The 13,982-nt window shown below is 54.9% G+C and carries 9 protein-coding genes; 7 read left to right on the forward strand and 2 right to left on the reverse strand.

Annotated features, from left to right (window positions below; translation table 11 throughout):
- Positions 1–37: 37 nt before the first annotated feature.
- The 5 genes from purL to glnB all read left to right on the forward strand — a co-directional run bounded on the left by purL (position 38) and on the right by glnB (position 8,360).
- Positions 38–3,928 (forward strand): phosphoribosylformylglycinamidine synthase, encoded by a 3,891-nt coding sequence (gene purL, locus GKC68_RS06145; protein ID WP_342656676.1) that lies wholly within the window; start codon positions 38–40, stop codon positions 3,926–3,928.
- A 567-nt stretch (positions 3,929–4,495) separates the two neighbouring features.
- Positions 4,496–5,923, forward strand: coding sequence for a HAMP domain-containing sensor histidine kinase (locus GKC68_RS06150; protein ID WP_342656677.1), 1,428 nt, complete (start codon positions 4,496–4,498; stop codon positions 5,921–5,923).
- A 3-nt stretch (positions 5,924–5,926) separates the two neighbouring features.
- Positions 5,927–6,598: a two-component system QseEF-associated lipoprotein QseG gene (gene qseG / locus GKC68_RS06155; protein WP_058706574.1), complete on the forward strand. Its 672-nt coding sequence runs from the start codon at positions 5,927–5,929 to the stop codon at positions 6,596–6,598.
- The gene (glrR, locus tag GKC68_RS06160) at positions 6,598–7,932 is read left to right on the forward strand and encodes a two-component system response regulator GlrR (protein WP_058706575.1); all 1,335 of its coding nucleotides are present in this window, start codon (positions 6,598–6,600) and stop codon (positions 7,930–7,932) included. The genes qseG and glrR overlap by 1 nt, the downstream gene beginning before the upstream one ends.
- 89 nt (positions 7,933–8,021) lie before the next feature.
- Positions 8,022–8,360 carry a nitrogen regulatory protein P-II gene (gene glnB / locus GKC68_RS06165; RefSeq protein ID WP_003848647.1) on the forward strand — a complete coding sequence of 113 codons (339 nt, stop codon included), beginning with the start codon at positions 8,022–8,024 and terminating at the stop codon, positions 8,358–8,360.
- A 204-nt stretch (positions 8,361–8,564) separates the two neighbouring features.
- On the opposite strand, the gene hmpA is transcribed toward glnB, so the two are convergent.
- Entirely contained in the window at positions 8,565–9,749 is a 1,185-nt protein-coding gene (gene hmpA, locus GKC68_RS06170; protein ID WP_342656678.1) for an NO-inducible flavohemoprotein, read from the reverse strand.
- 324 nt (positions 9,750–10,073) lie between these two features.
- Here hmpA and glyA point away from each other — a divergent pair, with 324 nt between their 5' ends.
- Entirely contained in the window at positions 10,074–11,327 is a 1,254-nt protein-coding gene (gene glyA, locus GKC68_RS06175) for a serine hydroxymethyltransferase (RefSeq protein WP_015699732.1), read from the forward strand.
- 130 nt (positions 11,328–11,457) lie between these two features.
- Positions 11,458–12,606, forward strand: a complete 1,149-nt coding sequence (locus GKC68_RS06180) for a 3-phenylpropionate MFS transporter (protein WP_028725208.1) — start codon at positions 11,458–11,460, stop codon at positions 12,604–12,606.
- Here GKC68_RS06180 and csiE read toward each other — a convergent pair.
- Positions 12,588–13,856: a stationary phase inducible protein CsiE gene (gene csiE / locus GKC68_RS06185; protein ID WP_064365776.1), complete on the reverse strand. Its 1,269-nt coding sequence runs from the start codon at positions 13,854–13,856 to the stop codon at positions 12,588–12,590. The genes GKC68_RS06180 and csiE overlap by 19 nt on opposite strands.
- Between the last annotated feature and the right edge of the window lie 126 nt (positions 13,857–13,982).

A 13,982-nucleotide genomic window follows, 5' to 3' on the forward strand; every position in this document is an offset into this window, starting at 1 on the left:
TGAAGCGTCGCCCGGCGCTTCGAAGACGAGAGATCTTATGATGGAAATTCTGCGTGGTTCGCCCGCCCTGTCGGCATTTCGTGTAAACAAATTGCTGGCCCGCTTTCAGGACGCTCATCTGCCGGTGAGTGATATTTACGCTGAGTACGTCCATTTTGCCGATGTCAGCGCGCCGCTGAGTGAGGATGAAAAATCCCGTCTGCAGCGCCTGCTCAAGTACGGTCCTTCTCTCGCTGAACATGCGCCACAAGGGCGTTTAATTCTGGTCACGCCACGTCCTGGTACGATATCGCCATGGTCATCAAAAGCCACGGACATTGCGCATAACTGCGATCTGTCGCAGGTGCGTCGTCTGGAGCGAGGCATGGCCTTTTATGTCCAGGCACCTCAGCTTTCTGAAAGCCAATGGCAAACGCTGTCCGCACTGCTGCACGACCGTATGATGGAGACGGTTTACAGCGATTTCAGCGAGGCTGAGCAGCTGTTTACTCACCATGAACCTCAGCCGGTCAAAAGCGTTGATGTGCTGGGTGAGGGCCGTCAGGCGCTGGTTCAGGCCAATACCTCGTTGGGTCTGGCACTGGCCGACGACGAAATTGACTACCTGCTGGCGGCCTTTACGAAGCTGGGCCGTAACCCTAACGACATCGAACTTTATATGTTTGCCCAGGCGAACTCCGAGCACTGTCGTCACAAGATTTTTAACGCTGACTGGATTATCGACGGCGAAAAACAGCCAAAATCGCTGTTCAAAATGATTAAGAACACCTTTGAGCAAACGCCGGATTATGTTCTGTCAGCCTATAAAGACAATGCGGCAGTGATGGAAGGTTCTGAGGTGGGACGCTTCTTCGCGGATGCTGAAAAAGGTGAATATGCGTACCACCAGGAAGCGGCGCATATTCTGATGAAGGTTGAAACGCACAACCACCCAACCGCGATTTCGCCCTGGCCTGGCGCGGCAACCGGCTCCGGCGGTGAAATTCGTGATGAAGGCGCGACGGGACGCGGTGCCAAGCCGAAAGCTGGCCTAGTGGGGTTCTCGGTGTCGAACCTGCGCATCCCCGGCTTTGAACAGCCCTGGGAGGAAGATTTTGGCAAGCCAGCGCGCATCGTCAGCGCGCTGGATATTATGACCGAAGGCCCACTGGGCGGCGCAGCCTTTAACAACGAATTTGGTCGTCCGGCCCTAAACGGTTACTTCCGGACCTATGAAGAGCAGGTTAACAGCCACAACGGTACTGAGCTGCGCGGCTACCATAAGCCCATTATGCTGGCGGGCGGCATCGGAAACATTCGTGCGGACCACGTTCAGAAAGGTGAAATCACCGTCGGGGCCAAACTGGTCGTGCTGGGCGGGCCGGCGATGAATATCGGCCTGGGCGGCGGTGCGGCATCATCCATGGCATCAGGCCAGTCCGATGCGGATCTCGACTTTGCCTCGGTGCAGCGTGACAACCCTGAAATGGAGCGTCGCTGCCAGGAAGTTATTGACCGTTGCTGGCAACGGGGCGATGACAACCCGATTCTGTTTATCCACGATGTGGGCGCGGGCGGCCTGTCCAACGCCATGCCGGAACTGGTCAGCGACGGTGGACGTGGCGGTCGCTTCAACCTGCGCGACATCCTGAGTGATGAACCGGGAATGAGCCCGCTTGAAGTCTGGTGTAACGAGTCACAAGAGCGCTATGTGATGGCCGTTGCTCCTGAAAAGCTGGCCGAATTTGCCGCGATTTGCGAACGTGAGCGCGCGCCTTTTGCCGTGATTGGTGAAGCCACCGAAGAGCAGCACCTGACCCTGAACGACAGCCACTTTGATAACAGCCCGATTGATATGCCGCTGGACGTCCTGCTGGGCAAAACCCCGAAAATGACGCGCGATGTGGTGAAACTGCAGGCGAAGGGCGATGCCCTGCAGCGCGATGGCATTACGCTGACGGACGCGGTAAATCGCGTGCTGCACTTGCCAACCGTAGCGGAAAAAACCTTCCTGATCACCATCGGCGATCGCAGCGTAACCGGCATGGTGGCGCGCGATCAGATGGTGGGCCCTTGGCAGATCCCGGTTGCCAACTGCGCCGTTACGACGGCCAGCCTTGACAGCTACCATGGCGAAGCCTTCGCGCTGGGCGAGCGTGCGCCTGTCGCACTGCTGGACTTCGCCGCCTCGGCCCGTCTGGCCGTAGGTGAAGCACTGACTAACCTGGCGGCAACGCCGATCGGTTCGTTGAAGCGGGTGAAACTCTCGGCTAACTGGATGTCTGCAGCGGGCCATCCGGGGGAAGATGCGGGCCTGTATGAAGCCGTAAAAGCCGTTGGCGAAGCGCTGTGCCCGGCGCTCGGGATCACCATTCCGGTGGGTAAAGACTCTATGTCGATGAAAACCCGCTGGCAGGAAGGCACCGAACAGCGCGAAATGACCTCGCCGCTGTCGCTGGTGATCACGGCTTTTGCAAGAGTGGAAGACGTGCGTCGCAATGTGACGCCACAGCTGGTCGCCGATCGGGACAACCTGCTGCTGTTAATCGACCTTGGCAACGGCGCTAATACCTTAGGCGCGACGGCGCTGGCACAGGTTTATCGTCAACTGGGCAACAAGCCTGCTGATGTGCGTGATGCAACGCAGCTGGCTGGCTTCTTTACTGCCATTCAGGCGCTGGTAAGCCAGCAAAAACTGCTGGCTTACCATGACCGCTCAGACGGCGGACTGCTGGTTACCCTGGCGGAAATGGCTTTCACCGGTCACTGTGGCATTGAGGTCGATATCGCGGCGCTGGGCAGCGATGCACTGGCTGCGCTGTTCACCGAAGAGCTGGGTGCGGTGATTCAAATCAACGCATCGGATCGCGCAGCCGTGGAGCAGATTCTTGCTGAACATGGCCTGGCGCACTGCAGCCATGTGCTGGGCAGCGCACAGTCGGGCGATCGCTTTGTGATTCGCTCAGGCGACAGCGCGGTTTACAGCGAAAGCCGCACCACCTTACGGACCTGGTGGGCAGAAACCACCTGGCAGATGCAGCGTCTGCGTGATAACCCGGCCTGTGCCGATCAGGAACATCAGGCAAAGCAGGATGACACCGATCCCGGACTGAACGTTAACCTGACCTTTAAGCCAGACGAAGACGTTGCGGCACCGATGATTGCAACCGGTGCGCGTCCTCGCGTTGCCGTGCTGCGCGAGCAGGGCGTTAACTCGCATGTGGAAATGGCGGCCGCCTTTGATCGGGCAGGTTTTACCGCGGTTGACGTGCATATGAGTGACCTGCTGGCGGGCCGGATCGATCTGGAACCTTTCCAGGCGCTGGTGGCCTGTGGCGGTTTCTCCTACGGTGACGTATTGGGCGCGGGTGAAGGCTGGGCGAAATCCATTCTGTTTAACCCGCGCGTACGCGATCAGTTCGAGTCGTTCTTCCATCGCCCACAAACGCTGGCGCTGGGCGTGTGTAACGGCTGCCAGATGATGTCTAACCTGCGTGAATTGATTCCGGGTAGTGAGTTGTGGCCGCGCTTTGTCCGTAACCAGTCGGAACGTTTTGAAGCACGCTTCAGCCTGGTTGAAGTGGCTGCCAGCCCGTCGTTACTGTTGGATGGCATGGCCGGTTCCCGTATGCCGATTGCCGTATCGCACGGCGAGGGCTTCGTGGAGGTGCGTGATGGCGCACACCTTGCCGCACTGGAATCGAAAGGGCTGGTGGCGCTGCGTTATGTCGATAACACAGGCAAGGTGACGGAAGCCTATCCGGCAAACCCGAATGGCTCACCAAACGGTATTACTGCGGTGACCAATGAAAGTGGACGCGTCACGATTATGATGCCGCATCCAGAGCGTGTGTTCCGCACGGTCAGCAACTCATGGCACCCGGCTGAATGGGGCGAAGACAGCCCCTGGATGCGCATTTTCCGCAATGCACGGAAACAATTGGGTTAAGAACGGCGAAAAAAGACCGGGAGGCCTGAGCGCCTCCCTTTTTTATTCCCCACTTTGTTGGCAAAAGGAGACATTCGTCACCTTTTGTTGTCGCCGATTGGTGACATCTATCTTTATGATTTCTATAGATTGAAAGGGAAGGGCAAAATTGTGTTGGCATCTGGCGACACATTTAGCAGACCAGACAGTCTGAAATGAGCGAATTCAGCTGAATGGGTTTTCAACCTATTGATTGTAAAGGTGCTTTAAAAGCTGGCATGAACCTTGCTATACTATTCCTGTTGCTCATTCATCTGTTTATGATTGCCACCCGATAGCGGGCAGAGCTCATAAAATCCGAATGACGCACCAAACGGAGCCTGTCGTCCACCCAACCGATAATCGTATGTTCTGCATCGTTATCAAGCATCGGACGCAACGTTGAGTTAGGCTCCACCCATTCTCGCGTACTGCTATGGCGGTGCGTCAACGGCAGGCCATTGCGCCTGCCGTTTTCTTTTCTGCCTCTTCCTTCTCTGGGCTGACTCCGTTAGCATCCGGTAAGCGTATCTTTAAGGAAGCCGTCGCGTGAAAAAATGGCGTTTATTTCCCGGGTCCCTGCGCCAGTTGGTGCTGATGGCTTTTTTGCTGGTGCTCCTGCCGCTGTTGGTGCTGGCCTGGCAGGCCTGGGAAAGTCTCTCAGCGTTAAGTAATCAGGCTGCCGACACCAACCGAAATACCTTTACTGACGTCAGGCGCAGCGAGGCGATGGCACGCACTGCTATCGAGCTGGAACGGAGTTATCGCCAGTACTGTGTGCTGGGCGATCCGTCTCTGGCAAAGCTCTATCAGACGCAGCGTATCCGCTATGGTCAGATGCTCAGTTCCCATGCCGACAGCCTGCCCGATTTACCGGCGTTTAAAACGTTGCAGGCCATTTTGCCGCAGCTGGAAACCATGCAGTGCGATAATGGTAATCCTGTGACCGGTGCGTCACAGGCGCTGGAAAAATTTTCTGCGACAAACGTGCAACTGGTGCAGGATACGCGAGAAGTGGTGTTTGCACGTGGTCTGCAACTGCAACGTGAAATAGCCGACCGTGGTCAGTTTTTTGGCTGGCAGGCGCTTATCCTGTTTATTATCAGCCTGACGTTAACCCTGCTGTTTACCCGCATGATCATCGGCCCGGTAAAAAGCGTAGAGCGGATGATTAACCGACTTGGCGAAGGACGCGAACTGGGCAGCAGCATGGTGTTTCGTGGTCCGCGCGAGTTACGCTCTTTGGGGCAACGTATAATCTGGTTAAGTGAACGCCTGGCCTGGCTGGAAACCCAGCGACATGAATTTTTACGTCATCTTTCACACGAACTTAAAACGCCGCTAGCCAGCCTGCGTGAAGGTACAGAGCTGCTGGCTGATGAGGTTGCGGGCATACTAAACCCTGAACAGAAAGAAATCGTCTCAATACTGGATAACAGCAGTCGCCACCTGCAACGCCTTATTGAACAGCTACTTGATTACAACCGCAAACTGGCTGATGGCCCGATTACCCTGGAAACGGTGGATCTGAATGACATCGTGTATGACGTTGTTAATGCGCATGCACTCTTAGCCCGAACCAAGCTTATGCATGTCAATATCGATCTGAAAGCCACAGATTGCCTGGCAGAACCTATGCTATTGATGAGCGTGATTGACAACCTCTACTCTAACGCCGTGAACTATGGCAATGAATCCGGTAACATTTGGCTGCACAGCCAGCGGCAAGGTGATCGGATAATCATTGATGTCGCTAACAGCGGTACGCCCATTCCCGAAAATGAGCAGGAGATGATTTTTGAACCTTTTTTTCAGGGCAGTCATCAGCGTAAAGGGCCGGTCAAAGGCAGCGGACTGGGGTTAAGCATCGCAAAGGATTGTCTGCGCCGCATGCACGGTAGCCTGCAATTGGTTACCCGTGACGACGCTGATGTTTGTTTTCGCATTGAACTGAACACCACAGCCGGGAAAGTCTGAAGCATGAAATTTTTCGCCGCCCTCATGATAAGCGCACTGAGCAGCATGATCCTCAGTGGGTGTGCCTCATCCCCGGTCACCGCAACAGCCCAGCCCGCGTCGGGCAGCGTTGTGGTGCCCGAAGCACGGCTGGTCGACTATCTCACTACGCGCTGCGTCGATATCTGGCGTATTGAGAACAGCGCCGCCATGACGAATCCCCTTTACTGGATGCGCAGTATAGACTGTGCCGAACGACTTTCTCCCGCTGAAGCACGAGCGGAGGCACACCGCTGGCCGGTGGACGGCTGGTCGCGAGCCTTTAAGCAAGGGGTATTAATGGCAAACGGTAATGTGACGCCACTGGAACGCCGCGATTATGTCAACGTGCTTGATGGCTACAGCGAGCAGTTCCCCCCCACTATGCGTGCGTTAATTCAGCTCTGGCGCAGTAATCAGGTCGCCCAGCTTGAACTCAGCGCCATGCGGTCACGCTATGCCCATTTGCAACAGAGCAGCGATGCCCAGTCAGATTCGCTGCGTCAACAACAGATAAAACTGCGTCAGCAGCTCAGTGATACCCAGCGCAAACTGGAGCGGTTAACCGATATTGAGCGCCAGCTTTCGTCGCGCAAAACCTCTGATATGCCTGACGGCAGTCACGGAACGGCACTGCCACAAGAGGAAGATCAGTAATGGTGAAACAAGCGGCCCACCTGCTTTTGGTGGATGATGATCCCAGCCTGCTCAAACTGTTAGGCATGCGCCTGACCAGTGAGGGATATCAGGTGACGACCGCGGCCAGTGGGCCCGATGCGCTTCGGCTGTTGCAGAAAGAGAAGATTGAGCTGGTCATCAGCGATCTGCGCATGGATGAAATGGACGGTCTGGCATTATTTGCTGAAATTCAAAAGCGTCACACGGGTTTACCGGTCATCATTTTAACGGCGCATGGTTCAATCCCGGAAGCCGTAGCGGCAACGCAGCAGGGCGTGTTCAGCTTCCTGACCAAGCCCGTGGATCGCGATGCACTGTATAAGGCGATAGACGAAGCCCTGGCGCAGCGAGCGCCAGTCAGCGACGACCGCTGGCGTGAAGCAATAGTGACCCGTAGCCCGCAGATGCTGCGCTTACTTGAACAGGCACACATGGTTGCTCAGTCAGACGTCAGCGTGCTGATTAACGGACAAAGCGGCACCGGTAAAGAAGTCCTGGCACAGGCTATCCATGCCGCCAGTCCGCGTGCGCAAAAGCCGTTTGTGGCCATTAACTGCGGTGCCTTACCTGAGCAGCTTCTGGAATCAGAGTTGTTCGGTCACGCCAAAGGCGCCTTTACCGGTGCGGTCAGCGCGCGTGAAGGCCTGTTTAAAGCCGCGGAAGGCGGCACGCTGTTTCTGGACGAAATTGGCGATATGCCGCCTGCACTGCAGGTGAAGTTACTGCGCGTGCTGCAGGAGCGTAAAGTCCGGCCGCTGGGCAGCAATAATGATATCGATATTGATGTCCGGATTATCTCGGCCACGCACCGGGATCTGCCGAAAGCGATGGAAAAGAACGCGTTTCGTGAAGATCTCTTTTATCGCCTGAACGTGGTGAACCTGAAAATCCCCGCGCTGCATCAACGTACCGAAGATATCCCACTACTGGCTAACCATTTGCTGCGTCAAACGGCAGAACGGCATAAGCCGCAGATCCGCAGCTTCTCCGTCGATGCGATGAAGCGCCTGATGTCTGCCAGCTGGCCAGGTAACGTGCGTCAGTTGGTTAACGTTATCGAGCAGTGTGTCGCACTCAGCTCCTCGCCTGTTATCAGTGATGCGCTGGTAGAGCAGGCGCTGACTGGAGAAAACAGCGCGCTACCGACCTTTGTTGAAGCACGGAATCAGTTCGAACTGAACTATCTGCGTAAGCTGCTACAGATGACCAAAGGGAATGTCACCAACGCTGCTCGTCTGGCTGGACGTAACCGTACCGAATTCTATAAGCTGCTGTCACGGCATGAACTGGACGCCAGCGACTTTAAAGAGTAATTTTTTGCCCCCCTAGTCTGTGGCGCTGCCAGCGACATTTATACTTTAATATCCCTCTGACCATGGAGGGCTCGAGGAAAGGATCTGACATGAAAAAGATCGACGCAATTATTAAACCCTTCAAGCTCGATGACGTGCGTGAGGCACTTGCTGAAGTCGGCATTACCGGCATGACTGTGAGCGAAGTAAAAGGATTTGGTCGCCAGAAAGGCCATACGGAACTCTACCGTGGCGCAGAGTACATGGTGGACTTCCTGCCCAAGGTGAAAATCGAAATGGTTGTCGGAGATGATATCGTTGATACCTGCGTCGAAACCATCATGCGCACCGCACAAACCGGAAAAATCGGCGACGGTAAAATCTTTGTTTTCGATGTTGCCCGCGTAGTGCGTATCCGTACTGGTGAAGAAGACGAAGAAGCGATTTAATTCACTTTAGATGCAAAATCTTTAGCTGAAATCCCGGCAATGTTGGAAAAGTTTCATTCGTCGGGATCTCGCCCCGTCCTGATATAAGGGAGGGGCGAAAAGCTGTCTGTTTTAGCACAAAGTGTTACCCCACCCGCGTTAATGCAGCACTGCGTACCGAACGGCTGGCGCCACTGCTTCAAGGGCGCCGTTTGCAGTCGCCGATCATATCGCTTTATGTGGATCGAACAGCTCATAGTGAATTCTGTCCGCCGAAATGCCGACCGCATGCAACCGCTTAACGATAAATTGCATAAAGCCAAGTGACCCACAGAGATAAAAGTGGGTATTCACATCCCGCAGCCGCGCTGACAGGGTAGCCAGGTCCATCATGCCTTGCGTATCGTAGCGGCCTGCATCGGGTTCGTCCGGCTCGCGATACCAGATGTGCTGTACAAAATCAGGAAGCAGGGCACCGAGGGTGGTCACTTCGTCTGCGAAGGCATGCTGTTTGCCATTTTCGGCGGCGTGAAGCCAGTTGACGGGCGCGAGATGCCGTTGTTCAGCCAGCGCATGGAGCATTGCCAGCATTGGGGTTTGTCCAACGCCGGCGGAAATAAGCGTGACCGGCGTTGTCGGGCTCACCTGCAGAAAAAAATCACCGTGCGGGGCGGCCAACTGCACTTCACTGCCCACTTCTGCATGTTGATGCAGCCAGCCGGAGAGGATTCCCTGTGGCGCCTGTTTCACCGCAATACGGTATGTTTTCTCGTTGCTCCCTGTGGTAAGTGAGTACTGACGAATTTGATGATATTCACAACCTGCAGGCTGCAAGTGAAGCGTCAGATACTGACCGGGTTTAAAGGAGGCAACCGGACCACCGTCCACAGGCGCAAAAGTAAAGCTCTTAATCACGGCACTTTGCTGCTCAATCGCGCTGATGCGAAACGGCCGTGTCCCGCGCCACCCGCCTTTTTGCTGCTCTGACGCCCGATAAATCGCTTCTTCGCGCTGGATAAACACATCCGCCAGTACGCCGTAAGCACGTCGCCATGCCGCCAGCACGTCATCACCGGGATTCAGCAGTGTTTTGATGGTAGCAAGTAAATGCTCACCCACAATTGCATACTGCGCGGGCTGGATATTCAGGCTGGTGTGTTTTTGCGCAATTTTTTCGACAGCCGGCAGTATCGCCGTCAGGTTTTCGAGGTTTGCGCCGTAGGCACAGATCGCATTGAACAGGGCTTCACGCTGCCCGCCGTTACGCTGATTATTCATGTTAAAGACATTTTTTAGTTCAGGATGCTGGTTAAGCATGCGGTCATAGAAATGCGCAGTCAAATCGGGGCCGCAGGCGGCCAGGGCGGGAAGGGATGATTTCACGGTAGCAATGGTCTGAGCATCAAGCATGGCAAGACCTCATTTAAAGTTTCATTTAAAATGCATCTTATGATCGTTTCTTTCATGCTGTAAATCACATGCTGGATGTTACTGGCAGCAACTGGCCGGTTTTCGCCACAAAAGCGCAAAAAATCTTTTACAGCGTGAAGAAATGATATTGGCGGTCAATCGTTGCAAAAAGGGGATAAAAAGGCATGGCGTCCCGGGAGCCAAACGTTTGCGTAAAAAGAGGGAATTCACCCTACCTTACCCCGATAAAACGGTTTACACTGTCTGCCTTCGCCTTCAGGGGCGTTAATTGCCGATTTAAAGATAGCCAGTCAGGAGATGCGGATGTTAAAGCGTGAAATGAACATTGCCGATTATGATGCCGAGTTGTGGCAGGCGATGGAGCAAGAGAAAGTGCGTCAGGAAGAGCACATTGAACTGATTGCTTCTGAAAACTACACCAGCCCGCGTGTTATGCAGGCGCAAGGTTCTCAGCTCACTAACAAATATGCCGAAGGCTATCCGGGCAAGCGCTACTACGGTGGCTGCGAGTACGTAGACATTGTTGAACAACTGGCTATCGACCGTGCTAAAGCCCTGTTTGGCGCTGACTATGCGAACGTGCAGCCTCATTCTGGTTCTCAGGCTAACTTTGCCGTTTTCACCGCGCTGCTGCAGCCCGGCGATACCATTCTGGGCATGAATCTGGCACATGGCGGTCACCTGACACACGGTTCACCGGTTAACCTGTCGGGCAAACTGTACAACGTTGTGCCTTACGGCATCGACGAAACCGGTAAAATTGACTATACCGAACTGGCTGAGCTGGCACAGACTCATAAGCCTAAAATGATCATCGGCGGTTTCTCGGCGTATTCCGGTATTTGCGACTGGGCTAAAATGCGTGAGATTGCTGACAGCGTTGGCGCATGGCTGTTTGTGGATATGGCGCACGTTGCCGGTCTGATTGCTGCCGATGTTTACCCTAACCCGGTTCCCCATGCACATATCGTGACTTCCACGACGCACAAAACCCTGGCTGGTCCGCGCGGCGGTATCATCCTGGCGCAGGGCGGCGATGAAGAGCTGTACAAAAAGCTTAACTCAGCCGTCTTCCCTGGCGGACAGGGCGGCCCGCTAATGCACGTGATCGCCGGTAAAGCCGTGGCCTTCAAAGAAGCGATGGAGCCTGAGTTCAAGGCCTACCAGCAGCAGGTCGCCAAAAACGCTAAGGCAATGGTAGAAGTGCTGATCGCGCGTGGCTATAACATCGTATCAGGCGGCACCTATAACCACCTGTTCCTGATCGATCTGGTCAGCAAAAACATGACCGGTAAAGAAGCCGATGCCGCACTGGGCCGCGCGAATATCACCGTAAACAAAAACAGCGTGCCAAACGATCCGAAAAGCCCGTTTGTCACCTCGGGTGTTCGAATCGGTACGCCTGCCGTTACGCGCCGTGGCTTCAAAGAAGCAGACGTACGCGAACTGGCCGGTTGGATCGCAGATGTGTTAGATAACATCAACGACGAAGCCACCATTGAGCGTACCAAGCAGAAAGTACTGGATATCTGTGCGCGCCTGCCGGTTTACGCGTAACCCTTTCTGTTGGAAACACAGTCTGACAAGAGGATGGCCATGGCCATCCTTTTTTATTGCCTGCATAACCCGGCTCTGACAAAGTAACGACCCCATATCATTGCCTGGAAGCATCGTTGCTGGAGGGAACATGGCAATCGGCTCCGCCAAGTGGCTTGGACTAAGCTACTTCACCTACTTTTTCTGCTACGGCATTTATCTTCCTTTCTGGGGCGTCTGGCTCAAAGGTGTGGGCCTGAATGCTGAACAAATTGGCCTGCTGTTGGGGTGCGGCATGGTGGCGCGCTTTGTGGGCAGCTTATTCATTGCCTCTCAGGTTAAAAATCCCGGACAACTGATTACGGCATTACGCCTGCTGGCCCTGCTGACCTGCTTTATTGCGGCGGGCTATTGGGTTGGGCAGCAGTGGATGTGGCTGCTGTTAGTCATGACCGGTTTTAACCTGTTTTTCTCGCCGCTGGTTCCTTTAAGCGATGCACTGGCCGCCACCTGGACGCAGCAAATTGGCCTTGCCTACGGGCCCGTTCGCTTGTGGGGTTCGCTGGCGTTTGTGATCAGCTCAGCTCTGACCGGTATGCTGGTGAGCGCCTTCTCTTCGCCGGCGATCTTAATGCTGCTGTCGGTTGGGTTGGTCAGTATGCTGGCAGGAATGCTGCTTACCCCGCGTACCCATCCCCAGGGCAGCGAAAGGCAGGGCAGAGTCGGTGGAGGCTGGCAGGCCTGGCGCGATCTGATAAAGGAAAACGCGGTCTGGCGCTTTATGGTGTGCGTGACGTTATTACAGGGCGCGCATGCGGCTTATTATGGCTTCAGCGCCATCTGGTGGCAGGAGAGCGGTTATTCTGCATCGGTAGTGGGGTATCTGTGGTCGCTGGGCGTGGTAGCGGAAATCGTGGTGTTTGCCTTAAGCCATCGACTGTTTCACCGCTGGCGCGCACAGGATCTACTGTTGCTGTCAGGCATCTGTGCGCTGGTTCGCTGGGGCCTGCTCGGCGCCAGCACCGCGTTGCCGCTGCTGATTGTGGGGCAACTCCTCCACTGCGGTAGCTTTACGGTATGCCATCTGGCCGCCATGCGCTTTATCGCTTCACGGCAGGGGGCGGATGTGATCCGTTTGCAGTCGCTCTATTCGGCGCTGGCAATGGGCGGCGGAATTGCCGTCATGACCATGATTTGCGGCGTACTCTTTACTCACCTGCACGGTCATCTCTTCTGGGTGATGGCGCTGGTGGCACTGCCCGCCCTGTTCCTGCGGCCGCGTCAGGATTCCAGCAAATAGCGAATGCGCTGCTGATGGTATTCAGTCAGCGGCAGTTCGGCGTGGATAAGTGGGGGAGAGAAAAGGGGCAGCGAGGTGACATAGGGCGAAATAATGACATCGACTTCGCGCGGTGCGCCGTCGCGCTGGAAATCTTCAACGCGCTGATAGGTGATGTTAACAGGCAGCAAGGTGATCTCGCGGATTTGCTGCTCGACATCCTGTTCCAGTTCGGGATCGTCACCGGTCAGCAGCAGCACCTGTTTTTCCTGCAATGCGCTGCTTTGCATTAGCCATGCACCCAAAATCACCGTCACCAGGCTGACCTCTTCAGGCGCGAACTGAACCTGAAATGTCTGCTCGAAACCGTCCAGTGCCTGCTGTGTGGTGCGCAGCAGGCGCGGATAAAGCCTGGTTACGTCTTGTGCCACACTGTCATCAATAGCCATTGTAAAGTAGGTGCGATCCAGCGCCTGTGCCAGGTGGGTATATAACTGCTGCTGGAGTTCGCTGCGGTCATGAAAAGTGGTGCCGGCGACGTGCTCAAAATCATCAATGAGCCGCTGTGTGGCGCGCATCAGTCGCTGCTCGCTGGGATGGTCGACACGGTTGGCGTCCGGAAAATGGATCAGACTGAATAACAGCGTCCAGAAATCCGTTTCGCTGGCGTCCGGCGTCAGATGACAGCGCTTTTGCCAGTGATGAATGACATCTTTTGCGGCCTGACGTTCTGCTTTCGCTGACAGCCATGCCTGCTGCTGCGCCGTAAAGATCGCAGGCTGGCGCTGGCACAGGCCGTATTTCATAAATATTTGTAAAAACAGTTGATCGCGCGTGCTGAACGGGCGATTAAGGCACAGGCTGCAGTGCTGGATCAGCGCCTGTAAATTGGTTTCATCGTACAGCGCTTTTTCAATTTTCATCTGCTTCAGACGCAGACGTAAGGGCGCGGCAAAATGCTCGCAGACAAAGGCCTGCGACAGCCGCAGGCTGCGTCGCAAATTATGGATTAAGCAAATGCGTCGATCCAGCTCTGTACCATGAATGCGCAGGCTGCCATCCACCATCTGATGGAGTTCCAGTCGATGATAGCGCTGAATCTCGTCACCTACTTCCGCGATGTCCTGTCTCGCGGTGGCGATGTCCACTCCGTTCAGCAGGCTTAATCTTTTAAGCGTCAGGGCGGGAGTGGGCAGAAACAGCAACAACAACAGATGACAGCGACGCTGTGAACCGGTGAAGAGTGGTGCTGAAGATGTAGCAGAACTCATCAATCATTATTCCAGCTGGCTATTTTTAGCTAAGAATAGTCAACCTCCTGAACCCTTGAACGGTTTACCCGTTTTTTTGTTCAGAGGTTTAAGGCGGGTCACAAAATTTTGTTACTTAAGAAACCT

This window comes from Pantoea sp. RSPAM1 (genome assembly GCF_038816185.1).
In the GTDB taxonomy this organism is placed as follows: Bacteria; Pseudomonadota; Gammaproteobacteria; order Enterobacterales; family Enterobacteriaceae; genus Pantoea; species Pantoea ananatis.